The organism is Chryseobacterium sp. R2ACT005 (genome assembly GCF_049949215.1).
Taxonomy (GTDB): Bacteria; Bacteroidota; Bacteroidia; order Flavobacteriales; family Weeksellaceae; genus Chryseobacterium.
Genome location: NZ_CP188192.1, coordinates 430,044 through 448,041, shown reverse-complemented (window position 1 = coordinate 448,041; position 17,998 = coordinate 430,044). Strand labels below are relative to the sequence as shown.

The window sequence follows — 17,998 nt, the reverse complement described above, 5'->3', positions numbered from 1 at the left end:
TATTTTTTAATATTTAAAAAAAATTAGGATAGTAAACCCTGAACAATTTTTTTCACCTGATCAAAAGAATCATTTTGTTTGCTGATTGTAGATGCTACGACCGCTCCTTCTATTAACAGGAAAATATTTTCTGCTGTTAAATCGATATCGGTAAGTTGTCCCTGGGCTCCATATTCTGTTACGAGTGCTTTTATCAGATCTTTCTGTTTTTCTTTATGTTGTTTGGCAAAACCCGAGACAAAAGGGTTTCCTTCTCCTATTTCAGAAACTATTTTTATAAAATGACATCCTGCAAACTTAGAGGTCTGCTGCAGTTTCTTCCTATAGTCAATGAGTGCCAGAAGTTTTTCTTTGGGCTTTGAGATTTTGGATGTACTGTTTTCAAATCCTTCAAACCAGCTTAATTCTTCTTTGATGAGATATGCCTGAAGAAGATCATTTTTAGATGAAAAGTGATTATACAGTGAGCCGATAGCAATGTCAGCTTCCGCAATAATCTGGTTGATTCCTGTAGAATTGTACCCTTGCTTATAAAATAAATCTGAGGCAACCCTGATAATCCTCTCGCGTACTTTTTCTTTTTTCATCGTGAAAATTTTTACAAATCTACACAAAAATAGATAAGTCTATCTATTTTTTAAATACAGATAAAAGCTTTATTTTAGATTAAAGAAATTCTCACTGCCATGAAATCACGGTTTTCATTTTTCTTATTACTTTTGTTAATCGATGTATCTTGCAGTCAATCAAAGAAATATAACCTTGAAAAAAATATGAAATCGACCAATCCTGTTGTGTATTTTGAAATTCCTGTGCATGATCTGGAACGTGCTGAAAAGTTCTATTCTGCTGTCTTTAACTTTAGTTTTGAGAAAGAAATTATTGACCGTTATGAGATGGCTTTGTTTCCTTTTGAAGAAAAAAACAGTGGTATTACAGGAGCTTTGGCTAAAGGAGATGTCTACAAACCTTCCAAAAGCGGTGTCATTATCTATTTTAAAACAGAGAGTATAGACCATACCCTGGAAAAGGCTGTACAACATGGAGGTTCTGTTCTTTATCCCAAGAAAACAGATGAAAAGTTTGGCTTTGCTGTAGCAGAATTTGAAGACACAGAAGGAAACAGAATTGCACTCCATGAAACGGTAAAATAGTTATACCATTCTCTGCATATTATTTTTTTAAATAAGATTGAGGCATATTTTGTATCTTTCAATAACCATTTTTAAAAGATTATTTGGTAAATACCTATGGCGGAAGAACTTTATTTCATCAAAACCAACCCAACTATTGCCAAAATTAATTTGTACAATAAGCTCGACCGTGAAGAGGAAAATATTCTAAAATTCCTGCCATCTGATGCAAAAGACACGCTTGAGAATATTAAAAACAAGGTAAAGGATTCTGTTGAAGAACTTACTCAGGAGGAACTTCTGCTTATTTTTCAATGGTTTAGTAACGTGTATTCTTCAGATCATGAGGAAGCTAAAACGCAGCTTTACATCAATGGTATTGATCTTTTTTATGAAATACCTACGACCATTCATGCCGAAAATTTCCTTCAGATTCTTTCAGACTATGAAAAACTGCTGAAACAGGACATGAATTATATTGTGGACTCCAAAAATTTCAATCAATTTCTGATCTACGGAATATTTCTCACAGAAATCATCAATAAAGACCAGCATCAGAATAATATGCTTTGTGAGTACCTGAAACCAGACAATCAGTCTTTATATCTTCTGGCAGAAAACCAATGTGGTTCAAAAGAATTTGACGGAAAAATCATTCCGGACCTTCAACATCATTTTGCTGATCTGTATGATCAGACTAAATTTTACAAAGGTTCTATTATTAAACTCGAGCAGTAATAAAAATCTTTCATTCGTTTTTAGCTGTTTTGATGACCCTTTCATTATGATTGGGGTGAATTTCTTTATCCTTATTTAAAATTTATTAGTTTAAAAAATATTATCCTGCTCATGTAACATTCCGGATTCAATAGTTGTCTTGTATACATAATCGAAAGAAAACTGTTGAGAAAAACAGTAACCACGATTAGGAAGAATTATTAAATCAGGATAAAAACTATACCACAGCCAGCAGCCTCCTTTACGATGTAGAACTGCTGGTTTTCTTATTTACTTACAGCCAAATTCTTTACGGTAACAAAATAATATATCATTCCTCCGGCAAAATAAGCAAATACATCAAAAATATCTCCGGTAAAGTGTTCAGATAGTTTCGGGCAGATCGCTTCAAACAAAAAAGACAGATAAAGTACTGACGTCAATACAAATTTCAGATCTGGTTTCCATTGATAGCCTAAGATAGAATTCATCGTAAATTCTATCAGATAACAATACATCGGAACAGTAATACCATCTGTAACATAATCATTGATAAAGGGAATATAAATTCCGTTTCGTCTCAGTAAAATAATTGTTCCCCAGACTGCCAGTCCCAGCAGAAACCAATATGAAATTCTTTTTTTCATCACATGTGAAGTACCGCCATTATTATCCCAAGAAGTACCTGCAGTATTTTGGATATAACTTCCTGAGGATCTGTTTTGTTTTCTTTTTCAGTACTTTCTGCTGATTCATAATTGAATTTTGGTTTACCTTCCATTATCCTATGATTTTTATACTGCAAATATATTAAATTAGAACAATTGTTCTAATTTTAAAAATATGATTTAGATCCATTCTTATATTCTTATCTTTGAACTATGAAGACCAAGGATAAAATTCTGTCTAAAGCGCTGGAGTTATTTAATGACAAGGGATATAACAATATTACCACAAGGTATATTGCAGCTGAACTCAATATCAGTGCGGGCAATCTGCATTATCATTTCAGGCACTCAGAAGACATTATTAAAATTCTTTTCTCAGAGCTTATCCTGAAAATGGATGAACTGCTGAGCCAAATGAAAAAAATAGAGAATAAAAGCCTTGAAGATCTTTATCAGTTTACCTATTCTATCTGTGAAATTTTTTATTCTTACCGTTTTATATTTGTCAATTTTATAGATATCCTCAACCAGATTCCTGAAATAGAATCCAGGTATGAAGGGATCAATTTCAGTAGAAAAGAAGAATTCCAGCTTATCTTTTCAGATCTTCAAAAGAGTAATATTGTTCAGAAAGATGTGCCTCATTTTATCTTAGATTGTCTCATTGAACAGATTTTCATTATTGCAGATAACTGGCTTACTCATAACAGACTTATCTTAAAACTCAGTCATAAAGAAGCAATACAGCATTATACGCTTCTGCAGATGAATCTTTTTTATCCACTTCTTAATAAAGAACAGCAAAAGCTTTATGAACAGCAGTACATCCAATAGTCAAAGCATTACGATCAGAAAAGGGATCAGGAAAGATCTCCCTGAAATGCTGGAGCTTTTTACAGCTACTATAGATAAGGTATGCAAAAAAGACTATAATCCCCTACAGCTCGAAGCATGGAAATCCGGTGCTGAGAACGAGGAAAGATGGATGAATGTGATCAGCAGCCAATATGTTTTAATTGCTGAAAACAGAAAGCAGATTGTTGGTTTCTGTACACTCGATAAGGGAAACTATATTGATCTGTTTTTTGTACACAAAAATTATCAGCAGAAAGGAATAGCAGCGATGCTTTACCATGAAATTGAAAAAGAAGCTCTGCAACAAGATGAGAAACTGCTCACAGCGGATGTAAGCAAAACCGCCAGGCCATTTTTTGAGAAAATTGGTTTTCATGTGATTGAAGAGCAGACTGTTCATGTAAAAGGAATTGCCCTTATCAATTATAAGATGGAAAAAAACCTCATCTCTTAATTTCTGAATTATGAAATTACCACGGGAATACAATGAGTTTAGGATTTCAGTTCCTCAGGAATTCGAAAACGTATTTACTCATTTTTATTTTGCTGAAAATATTTCTGATATCTCGGTTACAAAAACTCTTTTACCAACATACCAGACTATTTTGCTATTCTGCTTTGGAGAAAGTGCCACGATGTCTACCCGGGAAAAGACAATTATTGGTGTTGATAAATGTATGATATTTGGTCCCGTGAGGCAATCTTTTGAATATACACTTCCGGCAGGATGTTCTATTCTTGTAGCCAATTTTAAAGATGATGCTTTTTTCAGATTTTTTGGAAAAGTACCTATTGAACAATCGGTAAGACATCCAGATGAACTGCTGGAGGAAAATTGCTTTACCGATCTTTGGTATAAGCTGAAAAAGCTAGATTCAACTACAGAACAAGTGAATCATATTATTGAATTCTGCAGACCTTATCTTCAGCATCAGGATACTACCAGCAAGCTCTTGAGCTGTTTTGAGAATAACCTCTTAAATCCAGTTAAAGTGATTGCAGAACAAACTCATCAGACTGAAAGAAATATTCAGCGCAAACAGAAAGAGCAATTTGGATATTCTCTGAAAGAACTTAACCGCTATAACCGTTTTTTAAAAGCTGTAAAAATCATTGAAGAGGAAACCGGAAAGCAGAATAAAGTGAAATGGTTTACTATCATTGATGAATGCGGTTATTATGATCAAAGCCAGCTTATTCATGATTTCAAACATTTTATGAACATCTCGCCTGCTCAGTATTTAAAATTTCAGCAGGAAATCTGTAATCCAAAGTCTAAATAGCACGTTTCGTTTTCTTACAATTTTTGAAAAGTACATCCTGATACTTTTGTCTCATTAATCTTAACAAGAAAAACAATGAGACATTTAATAATTTATGCACATCCTAATGAGAACAGTTTAAATCACAATCTTTTAAATACGGTTGTTGAAATCCTTCGGTCCCGGAACGAGGAAGTTATTGTGAGGGATCTTTATACCATAGGTTTTGATCCTGTACTTTCTTTGTCTGATATGCAGGGACAACGTTTGGGAAAAGTATCGGATGATATAAGAATTGAGCAGGAGCATATTTCATGGGCAGAACAGATTACTTTTATTTATCCTATATGGTGGACAGGTCTTCCTGCAATGATGAAAGGCTATATAGACCGTATTTTCAGTTATGGTTTTGCCTACCGCTATGATCATGGTATACAGAAAGGGCTTCTAACTGGTAAAAAAACCGTGATTATCAATACCCATGGAAAATCTCATGAAGAATATGAAAAAACAGGTATGGATAAAGCACTTGCTTTAACTTCTGATAACGGAATTTTTATCTACTCCGGGCTGGAAATCATCAGACATTTATTTTTTGATAAAGCAGATAAAGCGACTTCAGAAAATCTTGAGATCTGGAAAGAGCAAATTAAAAACTTATACTCTGAATATGCCCTAATTATTAAATAATTCATAAAAATAAACACTGTTAAACAAGCCATTAACTCTTTATTAATCAACACCTATAAACTGACAAAGAAAATAATAAAAAACAGTTTTCACATCTTTATCCTGTATTTTGCTTTTAAGAGATTTATGGCATGAAATTAGCTTCAAAAACCGCAAGTAAAATTGTTTTGAACCATTATTTTAAGCCATTAAGATAGATGGATGGTTAAGTTTTTTCTTAAAAACAAATCTTGTTATAACCCTGCAATACGTCTTAATGGTTTAAATATTGGATCTTCAGGAAATTCCTGCACAATGACAACATTATGAAACATTTAAACAGTATACTACGTCTTCCATTCTTCAGTGAATATTATGCTCCGAGCTATCGTTCGGGAAGACTTTCTATATCTGTAATTCAATAAAATAATCTAACGTATATATAGAGCCCGGACAGTACCTGTCCGGGTTTTTTCATTTTAAAATTATTCAACATGATCCATTTATTACAAGAAAATGTGGCTATCATTCTGCCTGAAAATGGGCTGGAAGAAAAGCTTACACAAGCCAAAGAGGAAAAGAGAAAACTATCTATCAAGCTGGGGTTTGATCCTACTGCTCCGGATCTGCATCTGGGACATGCAGTAGTACTAAAAAAGCTGAAACAATTTCAGGACCTGGGACATCAGATCATTATAGTGGTAGGAAGCTTTACAGCAAGAATTGGTGATCCTACAGGGAAAAATAAAGCCCGAAAACCCTTAAGTGCTGAAGAAGTACAGCATAATGCCCAGACGTATATCAATCAACTTTCCAAGGTCATTGATGTTCAGAAGACAAAGATTGTATTTAATTCTGACTGGTTGGATGCGCTTGACTTTTCAGAGGTTATCCAGCTGTTATCAAAAGTAACTGTTGCTCAATTGATGCACCGCAATGATTTTAATAAAAGATTTACAGAAAACACTCCTATTGCCATGCATGAACTTGTATACCCAATTCTTCAGGGGTTTGATTCTGTAAAAATTGAGTGTGACATCGAAATGGGTGGTACAGATCAGCTTTTCAACTGTACCATGGGAAGACAGCTTCAGGAGGTGCACGGAATGCCTGCACAGATCGTCATGTGTATGCCATTGCTGAGAGGTCTGGACGGAAAGGAAAAAATGAACAAATCCCTGAACAATATTATCGGCCTGACAGATGGGCCGAATGAAATGTTCGGAAAAACGATGTCGATTCCCGATGCTTTGATTGAGGAGTTTATCAATCTGGCTACCAATTTTTCTGTGGAAGAAAAAACAGCACTCCTTTCCAGAATTAAAGAAAATGAAAATCCGATGAATATTAAAAAACTCATTGCCAAAAATATCATCAGTCAATACCATGACGTTGCTTCAGCAGAAAATGCGGAACAATTCTTTATCAATCAGTTTCAGAATAAAAATTTTGAAGAGAAAGTGTATGAGCCTGTTTCTATAGGTTCTTTGAAGAACAGCCAAAATAAAGTATCTCTTGTGGAACTTTGCCATCAGCTTAAAAGTGACCTCAGCAAATCGGCGATCCGGAGACTGATTGAGAATGGAGGAATTCAAATCAATAACAGTAAAATAACGGACTCTAATGAAGAAATGGAACTGATCCCTCAAACCAAAATAAAGATCGGGAAAAGGGGCTTTTTTGAGCTGATATAAAGCGAGAAGATGGGAGCTGGAAGAGGGAAGTTTTTGAAAGACGATGAACTTATAAAGTTTTTTGATAGGAATATTTTTTAAACAGAAGTTAAAATTAAAAAATACAGAAGTTCCTTACAGTCCAAAAATAACTTCCAGCTTCCCTCTCCCATCTTCCATCCTTCAACTTATTTCAATATCTTCGTTTTCTAAAAACTATTTTCCAATGAGCTACATCATGGTAGACATAGAGTCAGACGGCCCAATTCCAGGAGATTTTTCCATGGTCTGCTTCGGAGCAGTACTTGTGAATGAGGAACTGGACACCACTTTTTATGGAAAACTGAAGCCTATTTCTGAAAAATTTAACCCTGATGCTTTAGCGGTTTCCGGTTTCAGCAGAGAAGAAACAATGAATTTTGATGATCCGGAAAAGGTAATGCTTGCTTTTGAAAACTGGATTAAAATACACTCTAAAGGCAGACCGATATTCATCAGTGATAATAATGGTTTCGACTGGATGTTTATCTGCTGGTATTTCCATCATTTTATCGGACGGAATCCTTTTGGCTTTTCTTCGAGAAGACTTTCTGATCTTTATTGCGGAGTGGAAAAAGATACTTTTGCCCAATGGAAACATCTGCGTAAAACCAAACATACCCACAATCCGGTAGATGATGCCAGAGGAAATGCTGAGGTTCTGCTCTACATGAAAGAAGAGATGGGACTGAAAATAAGTTTTAAATAACCTTTATCAACTTATGGGAAAAGATACTTCACTTTATATGTTTGACAGTGAAAAGGCGGCAGTGAATCTTTATGAGGATCTACGGCATAGAATGTATCATACCCAGACATTCAGAGGTTATATTAATGACAGAAGAAAGGCTATGAATAATGATAAAATCAGCTTCGACAGAATACTGGAGACCATCAAAAATGATATCAACAGTATTACTCCTGACGATATGCTGGAAATCACGTTGTTCTTTAGAAGTCAGATTGAGCCTCTCTTTTATCATGATTCCTGGGAAGCAAGGAATGAATATTTTGAAACATTATATCAATATTTAGGAATTTTTTGGCTTTACGAGTTTCCTAATGCTGCAGCATATTATGGCTATATGCATCAATACGAAAATTACACTGAGTTTTAGCATGCTGAAGAATTATCAGTCGGGTATCAGGATCTGCTCAGAAGATTTTCTGCTCTTCAACGATTATGTAATTTTGGTCACAAAGGAAATTCTTGATCGGTAGTCATTCTGTTCTCCATTCTTATTCTTTCTTCCGGAAATCTATAGAAATGAAATCCAGAATTGATGCAAAAAAATCCAAAAATTCTTATCTTAGAGTCTTATTAATGCTGATATAGCCTAAAATTGGAATTCCAAAAAATATGAGTACTTCCCTTATTTACCGAAAAGCTACTGACAACGACATCGATTATCTTCTTGATCTGAGAATGAAAACCATGAATCCTCATTATGAAACTTCAGGACTTTCTACCGACAGAGATACCACCCTGCAAAGAGTTCTGTACCAGTTTGAAAAAGCTGATATTATTCTTTTAGACAATCAACCCGTCGGACTGTTAAAAGTAGACCGAACATTTACCAACATTGAGGTTCTGCAACTTCAGATTGATCCCAGCCAACAAGGTAAAGGTCTTGGAAAAAAGATTTTGTCAGATATTCTGGAGGAAGCTTCATTAGCAGGGAAAACGGTATCATTAAGTGTTTTAAAAACCAACAAGGCACAGCATCTTTATATAAGTCTTGGGTTTAAGATTACAGGGGAAGATGAGTATTCCTATTTTATGGAAACGGAAAGGCAGTAAATAATTTTTTTTAAAATTTTGGCTAAAGCCGTTGAATGTTTCCTTTGATGAAATAATTTGATTTTTGTCATTCTGACGAAGGGAGAATCTCATACATAAACAGCATATGAGATTCTTCACTACATTTCATTCCATTCAGAAGGACACTCCCTGAATCAAGTCTTGATTATAGTTTAGTTTTAGTGATTCGCCATCGTCACGTAGATGAGCCTTCCACCCTCTTCTGCAGATAACAGTATTTTTTTACCATCAGTGAGTTCAACCATAGAACCTGGTGGAATTTCTTTCTGTTCTGTAACATCTTTCATTCCGGATAACCCTTGATTCACCAATACCCATTTTCCCTGATGAAAGGTAAAATATCCTACAGGCATTTTATCCTGCATCGTCAGGTTTTCGTTGCGTATTACCTTTCTGGAAACGTGCCATCTGAACAGATACTGGTTATGATAGACCATCAGTCTGTGATTTTCAGGTTTCCATACCTCATCATCAAATTTAAAATATAAGTCTAAAACGGGTAAGATTCCCTGATGTGGCGTTCCGCAGAACGGACATTTGGGACTGCTTGTATTATCAAAGACGTACCATTTTTCGGTACAGCCGGAATTATAACAAGGCTGTATCAGATCTACGGTTTTCAATAGAGCAGCTTCCCATTCATTGGCTGTGGGACGCCTGATGGGATCATGCAATCCGTCTATAAAGGTTTTTCTGAAAAGATCCGAAATATAGGGCCCGGTTATGGTATAAGGAATCTTTTGAGGATCACCCCAGAATGCATCCCATTTCCGGAGATGATCAGCTTTTACATGATTGGATAGATTTGCCGGATCTTCCACAAACATAGCTTTTTCTCCCATCGACAGAATTTCATCTTTTTCAGAATCCAAATCCCAGATTTTTCCCCCACGCAGCGGATGTCTTCTTAGCAGGTACATATAAATCAGAACAGAAAGGGCATGCAGATCTGTTTTTTGATTGGGCAGATGTCTTCCCGGATCCTGAAGGCTTAAATGTTTTGTTTTTAAAACTTCAGGAGCAATAAAATCTGCAGTTCCTATCACTTCCGGCGGAAAGAGTTTAGGAACAACCAGACCGTCAATATCGATAATACAGGCAGATTTTGTAACAGGATCTACCAGAATATTATTGTAAGATAAATCAGAATGTGCCAACCCCATCTGATGCAGTTTTTTCACTCCTCTGCTGATATTGACTGCAATCTGGAAATAACTCAGCCAATCTCCCAGCTCCGACTGATCCAGTCTCAACGGATACTGCTGATTCCTGAACATAGGAGCCGTAAACCACTTTCCCACTTTATCCTGTCCCTGAATATTTTCTGACCCGATATATCCTTTCGCAAAATAGAATTTATTATGGTAAACAGGAACCACAATTCCTGTGAGTTTATTTCTTTCAACAATATCGTAAGGCCACCTGAATATTTCATTCAGAAAGTACTCAGAAGCATTACCATTCTGTATACTCTGCAGATAGGTAGAAACAATTCTCATGATTCTTTCTTTTTGCCCTTCATCCAGCGGATTCCGGTAAAAAGCCACCACATAGTCTTTATCAGGAGAAAAATAAACATCTTTCATGCCACCCCGGATAGGGGTTTCATCTACATATTCATAGGATTTGGCTGTGTCCAGGACAGAAACAACCTTAATGGTCTTTTTCATGGTGTTAATAGATTATTGCCAATGTACGGTCATCGTGATTTCCTCTGCTCCAGAAATCGCTCCATATTAAAAGTTCTTCATGAATTTTTTCATCGTTGATAAAATCAACTTTTGTACGGTCATCATTATTTCCGGCCAGGTCTTCAAAAAACAATTTCCAGTTTTCTGTATCTTCCAGTTTATTTTCGGTGATGAATTTCGGATCATAAATACCGTCAGTCATCAGCACGAGATAGGAAAAATCATCCACACAGGTAATTCTGAAACGGGAATCCATCTGATCGTTGAAAATTTCTTTCATGGTGATAAAACGGGTACCTCCGCTAAACTCACCCACATCCATCTGATTTAAAAGTTTTACTTCAGAAAAATCAGGATCGATAAGATTAATCGGGCAGTCTCCCACTCCAAAACTAAGAATCACATACCCGAAACTAAACTTTTTAAGTAATGTAAAAATCAGCGTAGCATGCAGATCACTTACGGACAGAGCATTTTCTATCGCCGTTTTTTCTAATGTCTGATACACTTCTGCAACACTTTCTGATAAAATATTTTTGATATTTTGCTCTGCTTCTGAGCGTTCTCCAATGGAAGCCTCAGTACCATACATCCCATCAATACTGCTTTCAATTCCACTTAAAATCTCCTGCGAATTGAAAAACTGACTGATCGTTGCTGTTGCCAATCTTGAACCTTCTCTTGCAGCCGCTGCCGAACCTGCTCCATCTGAAACAGAAACAATATTCCAGTCTCCGGGAAGGTTATTCACTGCAAAATCATCTTCACGAAATTTCCCTTCATGGGCGTGAGAACGTCCTCTTTTGGAAGCCACAACAATTTTTTTGTCTGAAAATGAACCTTTGAATGAATCTTCTTCCGACTTATAAAAAACGGCATTTCTATCGCTTGGAATATTTTTCCACAAGTCTTTCGGATCTGCGTTTACAAAGAGCTGTACTTTTTTAGTTTCAATCTGCTTCTGATCATGAATATGATAAAACTGAACATCCAGATGATACATATTGTTGGTAACCGGAGTTCCTGAGATTGTATCATTTTCAAAGGTAAGTTCCGTTTCTTCGAGGCCACTGATATTCTGAATTTTTATGTTCGGAAAATCTTCCATGTCAAGGTGAAATTCATAGAACTGTTTTGCACTGGCATTCTTCAATACCCAATGAACCTCTTTGAATTCTTCTATTTCTTTATAAATAACAGCTTGTTCCACAGTCTTCGGTTTAGATTCACCGGCTGATTTCCGGAAAAATTTACCCATCATTAACCCAAAGTTCTGTTAATATCAAATCCTCCACCGGAAAACCCATAGTAATCCGAAGTTCCACACCATGGACATTTGCTGTATCCTTCTCCCCTCAGACAGTGAATTCCGCCACACGAACATGTTGCCAACGCAATGGGATTGGCACAGTGAGGACATGAAGTTCCTCCATCCAGCTCTTCAATATTGATTTTAAGAAAGGTTTTCTGATTTGAAGAAAGTCTGTAGTAGGCTTTTTCATCAATTTTATAAGCCCCGTCCAGTCTGTAATATCTTGTTGCCATTCCCGGTATGCTGGATTCTGCAAATGCTTTTTTAAATTTCATCAGATAAAGCTTTTCAGTTTCCTGGCATTTTCCGTTCAATACTACAAAATTGTTATCCGGAAATCTCTGTTCCATTTCAGGATCTACTTTCTCAAGAATATGGGAATCGATCTTAGAAAGGTTGATTCCTTCTTTTTTGGCTTCTGTTACGCTTTGGCTGGTCGTTTTAATAGAATCTGTTACCCATTTGAAAAATTCTTTATAAGAATTCTCATCAGAGTTATTAAACAGCAATACATTATCGGCTAATGAACCGAGCAGTTTATAGTTTGTATTTTCACCTATAGATACGGCAATTGTATTGGATTTCCCGCTGTACTTGTTATTCCACCTCTCAATGGCTTTGGTGGCATCATCAGTGGGAACACCATCAGTAAACAGGAAAACGATAGGTTTCCAGTCACCTTTTCTTTCATAGGTGGTTTTCACAATATCCCTGTCAATACAATCCATTACTTTGATCAAACCCTGGGAAAGTGAGGTTCCGCTCCCGATTGGAATTTTAGGAGGATAAAAGCTGATAATATCCTGCAATGGAGTAATCACTTCGGCTTCTCCTGCAAAACCAACAACGGAAATATAAACGGTTTCCAGTGAATACGGATCTTTTTTTAAGTCCCTGATGATATTAGCGATACCTTCCTGTACCTGCTCAATAGGTTCTCCAACCATAGATTCGGAGATGTCCACTAAAAAATAAATAGGCAGTCTTCTCATGTTGTAAAGACAATTTTTTAAATAATAATAGTAAGCTCCGATGGTGGCGGAGGTAATGTGATATTTTCTCCCGTATTCTGCGACTGTCCTCCCTGTGTAATGGAAGAACTCACCCATTTGAAAAAGGAAGAAAGGGTAATAGCATCTGTAGTATCAAGCTTTACTACATGATCTGTCAGTTCTTTCAAAAACTGTTCATCAGCTTTCGGACCGGCTGCACAACCTACGATGGCACCAAACTCCAGTGCTCTGATCATAGGAATCATCTGTCTGTACTTCTGGATATCTGAAGGTTTCCCATCCGTAAATATAAAAAGTAGTGGCTGCCAGTCTCCTTTTGCTTCGGCAGATTCTTTTACAACTTCTTTCTGCACCAATCCTGAAACCATTTCCAGAGCAGCTCCCGTATGGGTTGGGCCACTGTCCGGGCAGGTAATTTCCATGGGATAAAAACTGGCCAGATCTGTTAAAGGAATAATATTTTTAACTTCTCTATCGAAGGTAATGACGCTTAGATGCAGGCTGTCCATCGCCTGCGGATCTGCACGAAGCATACTGATCAATCCGTTGAATCCGTTATTCAGAGCCTGAATAGGCTCCCCGTTCATAGAACCTGAAGTATCTAATAAAAAATAAGCTAATAATCTCCTGCTCATTATGACAAATATTAATTCTGAAGCCGGCGGAGGAAGTCGAAGACTTCCAAGCCGGCTTTTATTTGGTTTGATAAAAATTAAGAATCTAATTGGAATAAGCGTACTGCTGTTTCAGAATATCTATAAAGTTATCTGTATGATGCGGCTCACCTACAGCACGGAATTTCCAGTCTCCATTATGACGGTATGCTTCTGCAAAAACCATTGCACACATTCCGTTCATACTAGAATCTCCGGAAAGGCTGTATTTTGTAATTTCTTTTCCTGTAGCATCTACCGCCCGGATAAATGCATTTTCGATCATTCCAAAGTGCTGATTATTCGTTTTTCCCTGATAAATGGTAACAAGGAATACAATTTTCTGATAACTCTGATCCAGCTGATCCAGTTTTACAATGATCTGCTCATCATCGCCATCTCCCGCTCCGGTTCTGTTATCTCCTGTAAGCCATACATTTCCGCTTGGATGCTGCATAGAATTGAAGAAAACAACATCTCCCTGATAAAGCCCCATCTGTCTTCCGTCATTGGTCTGTACGGTTCTTCCAAGATTTGCTACTTTGCCGTTGCCATCTAAGAGGAAAGCCACTGCATCAAGGTCATATTCGGCTTCTTTACTGAACAGTTTTCCAAAGAATCCTCCACCTTGTTTTCTCACATCCCATCCTAAACCAATGGTTACTTTTGAAAGATCATAAACGCTTTCTCCGCGGTCATTCTTTCTTAAATCTATCGTTTGTCCTTTCTGTAAATTAATTGCCATAGTTATCGTTTTTGTGTATTTGGGTGTTTTTATTTGATGATCTGTCCTTTATAGTATTTCTCCAGGAAAAAGCCAAGATCTGCTCTGTATCCTATCCCAGAGGCTTCAAACTTCCAGCTTCCGTTTCTTTTGTACAGCCTTCCGAACTCTACACCGGTTTCAATGGAGAAATCTTCGTCCAGCTCATATTTTGCAATTTCCTGGTTTGAATGATTATCAACAACTCTGATATAAGAATTTCTTACCTGTCCGAAATTCTGTCTTCTTCTTTCAAAATCTTCTATGGTTACTACGAAAAGAATTTCTTCCACTCTTGAATCTACTTTATCAAGATCTATTACGATTGCTTCATCATCGTCACCATCACTGTTTTTACCATTGGGATCATCACCTGTATGGGTAAGTGCTCCGTCCGGAGAATTCAGGTTATTGTAAAAAACAAAATATTCTTCGCTTACTAATTTTCTGTCAGAATCAATCATGATTGCAGAAGCATCCAGGTCAAAATCGTAGCCGGTTCCTTCATTGGGATCCCAACCTAATCCAATCGTCATTTTCGTCAATCCTATATCGATTTTTTGTCCTTTCTGTAGATTAATTGCCATAGTGTTTTATATTATGATTATTTTCCGCATTAAGATAGAAGTGATTTATGAATTGACCAAATTTATTTAGGAAAAAATGATCTACAAAGCCCAACTAAAGCTATTTAAGTCACAAATCGCCATAAAAAAAGGTTCAATTAAAAAATTGAACCTTGTATTGTTAAAAAGAATATTAAATTAATTTTCAAACCCCTTATCCGAAACGGCAGCATTTCTTGCTTTGGCCAGCATAGGAATAGAAATCAGTCCCATCACCAGCATAATAACAATCTGCAGCGGTAAAGAAATAAAGGAATAGGTCAATCCCATTTCACCCCCGAAGTCAGCACTTTTTCCTACTGATATAAAAAGAGCCATAAAACCATACTTCATGGCAAGGTTATAAGCTCCAATACCTCCACTGGCAGGAATAATCATTCCCAATGTTCCTACTACAATAATAAAGAAACCGTCTGCAAAAGTAAATGCGGATGTTTCAGGAAGGGCAAAACAAACCAGGTAGGCAGCTAAATAATAACAAATCCAGATTCCTAATGTATAAAGGATAAATTTTCCTTTTTCTTTTAGTTTAAAGATGGAAGTTAATCCCTGAAAAATTCCATCAATAAAGTTGACAATTTTTCCTAAAAACGGAATTCCTGAAAGTTTCTTCTTGAATACAAAAAATAAAACTGTTCCTACAATCAGAATTGAAAGGACCAGTAAAATCTTGTTAGGATTCATATTTATTCCGGAATTTTTGTAGAATGACAGAATTGCATCATATTTAAACAATAAAGTCAATCCTAAAAAACCGAGCATACAGATAAGATCCACCACTCGTTCCAAAATGATCGTTCCAAAAGATTTGTCTACAGGTACTTTTTCCACTCCATACAGAGCCGTAGCTCTTGCCACTTCGCCACTTCTCGGAATGGTAAGGTTCATCAGATATCCAAATGATATTGACCAAAGGGAATTTGAATTTGAAATTTTGTATCCCATGGGTTCAAGCATCAGATTCCAACGAATTGCCCTAAACCAATAAGCAAGAAGGCCAAATACAGATGCAAACAGCACCCATAGGTAATTCGCTTTCGCCAGTGACTTCTGAATGACTTTAAAATCAAGCCCTCTTAAGGCAAGCCATAAAAAAAAGCCTGCAAAAGCAAGCGATATTACTATTGTTAATATTGATTTTACCGGACTTTTTAATGTTTTCTCCATGTCCTAGGTAAGAAGGTTTGTTTTTTCATCCGGGAAAACAATCTTCGGCTGAAAGTCTTTAGCCTCTTCCGGGGTCATCTGCGCATAAGCAATAACGATGATAATATCATCTTTTTGTACTTTTCTTGCTGCAGGCCCATTCAGACATACTTCTCCGGATTTTCTTTTTCCTTTGATAACGTACGTATCAAAACGTTCTCCGTTGTTCACATTCACAATATAGACCCTTTCTCCTACTACCAGACCGGCAGCTTCAATAAGATCTTCATCTATTGTTATACTTCCTATATAATTAAGGTCAGAGGCAGTTACTCTCACCCTATGAATCTTTGACTTGAAAACTTCTATTAGCATGGTGCAAATTTATTAATAAAAATTAATAAAACAGGTCTTTAGTATCATTTAAAAACTCCCACAAACACAAGGGTTTAATTTTATAAAATACAAGGATTCTGAGGATTACTTATAAATTTAATAATCATATGGTTAAAAAAATTAAATGTTTACACTTAATTTAGGATTTAATAAATACAAGAAACAATATTAAATTTTTGCTAAAGTCAATAAGCATAAGCATTTGGCATGATTTTAGTAACGCGTAACGTAGATTTTCTGTGAAAAGTTGAATTATCATATTTTAACCAATTTCACCAAAAAGCAAAAAAATTTTACAAGTTTTAATAAAAAAATTGCACAATTAGAAAATAGTATTATATTTGCTATAATTACGAACTAACTTTAATATTAAAAATTATGAACAAGTCTGAATTAATCGACGCAATCGCTAAAGATGCAGGTATCACTAAAGTTGCAGCAAAGGCTGCTTTAGAATCTTTCATTGGTAACGTAACTACTACTTTAAAGAAAAAAGATGGAAAAGTATCTTTAGTAGGTTTCGGTACTTTCTCAGTAGCTGAGAGAGCTGCTAGACAAGGGATTAACCCTGCAACTAAAAAACCGATCAAGATCGCTGCTAAAAAAGTTGCTAAATTTAAAGCTGGAGCTGATTTATCAAATGCAGTTTCAGGTGCTAAGAAAAAATAATCATTCAGATTAAAAAATTCAAGGGCTGTTTCTTAGAAACGGCCTTTTTTTGTATTCAATAATAAAAGAAATTGAACCATTAAGCAATTTTAAGCGATTAAGAATTATTAAGTTGGCTAATTATTGATACAAATAAATAAGCGGGCTAAAGCCCGCTTCTATTTGATATTACTAAGTGTATATTTTCAGGATGTCAGTATCATTAAAAAAAATTATTAACATCTGGCTTCTAAACTCTCATTACGGTGCCAGTCTTGAAATTTTCCAATCCAGATCTTTCAGCTGATAAATAATTCTGTCGTGAAGACGGTTGGGTCTGCCCTGCCAGAATTCAATCTCATAAGGTCTTGCCAAATATCCACCCCAATTGGAAGGTCTTGGAACTTCGGTATTTTCATATTCCTTTTCCAGCTCTTTTAATTTTCCTTCCAAAAACTCTCTGTTGGGAATCACCTGACTCTGCGGAGAAACTACAGCTCCCAGCTGGCTTCCTTTCGGCCTTGAATGGAAATAACCATCACTTAAGTTTTCTGCCAGTTTTTCAAGATCTGCTTTGATGATGATCTGTCTTTCAAGATTAGGCCAGAAGAAATGCAGACATGCTTTATGATTGCTTTCTATTGCTTTTCCTTTTCGGCTGTCATAGTTGGTATAGAAAATAAACCCTTCATGGGTATATGCTTTAAGAAGGACCATTCTTGTTCTCGGACATCCATCTTCCTCTACTGTGGAAACAGCCATAGCATTGGATTCTGAGATCATCGGGCTCTCACTGGCCTCCAAAAACCAGTCTCTAAACTGCTCGATTGGATTTTGTTTTATCTCACTTTCAATAAGTTGGGATTTATCGTACACTTTTCTTTTGTCGTGCAGGTTTTCCATAAATATTTT

General features: G+C 36.1%; 23 protein-coding genes. 11 read left to right on the top strand and 12 right to left on the bottom strand.

All coding sequences use genetic code 11. The features are described from left to right. Positions 1 to 23 precede the first annotated feature (23 nt). Positions 24 to 587: a TetR/AcrR family transcriptional regulator gene (locus ACPF63_RS02110; protein WP_426481821.1), complete on the bottom strand. Its 564-nt coding sequence runs from the start codon at positions 585 to 587 to the stop codon at positions 24 to 26. 186 nt (positions 588 to 773) lie between these two features. Between ACPF63_RS02110 and ACPF63_RS02105 the strand changes: the two genes are divergently transcribed. Both ACPF63_RS02105 and ACPF63_RS02100 read left to right on the top strand, forming a co-directional pair. Further along, on the top strand, positions 774 to 1,154 hold the full coding sequence (locus ACPF63_RS02105; RefSeq protein ID WP_426481820.1) for a VOC family protein: 381 nt from the start codon (positions 774 to 776) through the stop codon (positions 1,152 to 1,154). Between the two features lie 96 nt (positions 1,155 to 1,250). Beyond that, positions 1,251 to 1,871: a hypothetical protein gene (locus ACPF63_RS02100; RefSeq protein ID WP_426481819.1), complete on the top strand. Its 621-nt coding sequence runs from the start codon at positions 1,251 to 1,253 to the stop codon at positions 1,869 to 1,871. A gap of 266 nt (positions 1,872 to 2,137) precedes the next feature. On the opposite strand, the gene ACPF63_RS02095 is transcribed toward ACPF63_RS02100, so the two are convergent. Then, positions 2,138 to 2,497 (bottom strand): hypothetical protein, encoded by a 360-nt coding sequence (locus ACPF63_RS02095; protein ID WP_426481818.1) that lies wholly within the window; start codon positions 2,495 to 2,497, stop codon positions 2,138 to 2,140. Further along, a complete protein-coding gene (locus ACPF63_RS02090) occupies positions 2,497 to 2,631 on the bottom strand; it encodes a hypothetical protein (protein ID WP_257468984.1) in 135 nt (44 codons plus the stop codon). Before ACPF63_RS02090 ends, ACPF63_RS02095 begins: the two co-directional genes overlap by 1 nt. A 100-nt stretch (positions 2,632 to 2,731) precedes the next feature. Between ACPF63_RS02090 and ACPF63_RS02085 the strand changes: the two genes are divergently transcribed. The 8 genes from ACPF63_RS02085 (at position 2,732) to ACPF63_RS02050 (ending at position 8,817) form a co-directional block, all read left to right on the top strand. Then, positions 2,732 to 3,352 (top strand): TetR/AcrR family transcriptional regulator, encoded by a 621-nt coding sequence (locus tag ACPF63_RS02085; protein ID WP_077419171.1) that lies wholly within the window; start codon positions 2,732 to 2,734, stop codon positions 3,350 to 3,352. Beyond that, entirely contained in the window at positions 3,330 to 3,827 is a 498-nt protein-coding gene (locus ACPF63_RS02080) for a GNAT family N-acetyltransferase (protein ID WP_426481817.1), read from the top strand. The genes ACPF63_RS02085 and ACPF63_RS02080 overlap by 23 nt, the downstream gene beginning before the upstream one ends. Before the next feature lie 10 nt (positions 3,828 to 3,837). Continuing rightward, complete coding sequence (locus ACPF63_RS02075) at positions 3,838 to 4,656, top strand: helix-turn-helix domain-containing protein (RefSeq protein WP_426481816.1); 819 nt, start codon at positions 3,838 to 3,840, stop codon at positions 4,654 to 4,656. Positions 4,657 to 4,731: 75 nt separating this feature from the next. Continuing rightward, complete coding sequence (locus tag ACPF63_RS02070; protein WP_426481815.1) at positions 4,732 to 5,325, top strand: NAD(P)H-dependent oxidoreductase; 594 nt, start codon at positions 4,732 to 4,734, stop codon at positions 5,323 to 5,325. Positions 5,326 to 5,798: 473 nt separating this feature from the next. Next, entirely contained in the window at positions 5,799 to 6,998 is a 1,200-nt protein-coding gene (gene tyrS, locus ACPF63_RS02065; protein WP_426481814.1) for a tyrosine--tRNA ligase, read from the top strand. A gap of 205 nt (positions 6,999 to 7,203) precedes the next feature. Further along, positions 7,204 to 7,725 carry an exonuclease gene (locus ACPF63_RS02060; protein ID WP_426481813.1) on the top strand — a complete coding sequence of 174 codons (522 nt, stop codon included), beginning with the start codon at positions 7,204 to 7,206 and terminating at the stop codon, positions 7,723 to 7,725. A gap of 13 nt (positions 7,726 to 7,738) precedes the next feature. Beyond that, positions 7,739 to 8,134: a hypothetical protein gene (locus ACPF63_RS02055; protein WP_426481812.1), complete on the top strand. Its 396-nt coding sequence runs from the start codon at positions 7,739 to 7,741 to the stop codon at positions 8,132 to 8,134. 242 nt (positions 8,135 to 8,376) lie between these two features. Then, the gene (locus ACPF63_RS02050) at positions 8,377 to 8,817 is read left to right on the top strand and encodes a GNAT family N-acetyltransferase (protein WP_077419165.1); all 441 of its coding nucleotides are present in this window, start codon (positions 8,377 to 8,379) and stop codon (positions 8,815 to 8,817) included. Between the two features lie 179 nt (positions 8,818 to 8,996). Here ACPF63_RS02050 and ACPF63_RS02045 read toward each other — a convergent pair whose 3' ends face one another. From ACPF63_RS02045 to panD, 8 genes are all read right to left on the bottom strand, one after another. Further along, on the bottom strand, positions 8,997 to 10,508 hold the full coding sequence (locus tag ACPF63_RS02045; protein ID WP_426481811.1) for a helix-hairpin-helix domain-containing protein: 1,512 nt from the start codon (positions 10,506 to 10,508) through the stop codon (positions 8,997 to 8,999). Between the two features lie 4 nt (positions 10,509 to 10,512). After that, positions 10,513 to 11,790 (bottom strand): protein phosphatase 2C domain-containing protein, encoded by a 1,278-nt coding sequence (locus ACPF63_RS02040; RefSeq protein ID WP_426481810.1) that lies wholly within the window; start codon positions 11,788 to 11,790, stop codon positions 10,513 to 10,515. Further along, the gene (locus ACPF63_RS02035; RefSeq protein WP_426481809.1) at positions 11,790 to 12,833 is read right to left on the bottom strand and encodes a TerY-C metal binding domain-containing protein; all 1,044 of its coding nucleotides are present in this window, start codon (positions 12,831 to 12,833) and stop codon (positions 11,790 to 11,792) included. The genes ACPF63_RS02040 and ACPF63_RS02035 overlap by 1 nt, the downstream gene beginning before the upstream one ends. A 17-nt stretch (positions 12,834 to 12,850) precedes the next feature. Next, the gene (locus tag ACPF63_RS02030) at positions 12,851 to 13,489 is read right to left on the bottom strand and encodes a vWA domain-containing protein (protein ID WP_426481808.1); all 639 of its coding nucleotides are present in this window, start codon (positions 13,487 to 13,489) and stop codon (positions 12,851 to 12,853) included. 85 nt (positions 13,490 to 13,574) lie between these two features. Beyond that, on the bottom strand, positions 13,575 to 14,252 hold the full coding sequence (locus ACPF63_RS02025; protein ID WP_426481807.1) for a TerD family protein: 678 nt from the start codon (positions 14,250 to 14,252) through the stop codon (positions 13,575 to 13,577). Positions 14,253 to 14,281: 29 nt separating this feature from the next. Further along, on the bottom strand, positions 14,282 to 14,857 hold the full coding sequence (locus ACPF63_RS02020; protein WP_047378867.1) for a TerD family protein: 576 nt from the start codon (positions 14,855 to 14,857) through the stop codon (positions 14,282 to 14,284). Between the two features lie 177 nt (positions 14,858 to 15,034). Beyond that, positions 15,035 to 16,063, bottom strand: coding sequence for a lysylphosphatidylglycerol synthase transmembrane domain-containing protein (locus tag ACPF63_RS02015; protein WP_426481806.1), 1,029 nt, complete (start codon positions 16,061 to 16,063; stop codon positions 15,035 to 15,037). 3 nt (positions 16,064 to 16,066) lie between these two features. Further along, a complete protein-coding gene (panD, locus tag ACPF63_RS02010) occupies positions 16,067 to 16,417 on the bottom strand; it encodes an aspartate 1-decarboxylase (protein ID WP_047386679.1) in 351 nt (116 codons plus the stop codon). A gap of 399 nt (positions 16,418 to 16,816) precedes the next feature. Here panD and ACPF63_RS02005 point away from each other — a divergent pair, with 399 nt between their 5' ends. Beyond that, a complete protein-coding gene (locus ACPF63_RS02005) occupies positions 16,817 to 17,107 on the top strand; it encodes an HU family DNA-binding protein (protein WP_002976900.1) in 291 nt (96 codons plus the stop codon). 240 nt (positions 17,108 to 17,347) lie between these two features. On the opposite strand, the gene pdxH is transcribed toward ACPF63_RS02005, so the two are convergent. Further along, positions 17,348 to 17,989: a pyridoxamine 5'-phosphate oxidase gene (pdxH, locus tag ACPF63_RS02000; protein ID WP_426481805.1), complete on the bottom strand. Its 642-nt coding sequence runs from the start codon at positions 17,987 to 17,989 to the stop codon at positions 17,348 to 17,350. Positions 17,990 to 17,998: the final 9 nt, after the last annotated feature.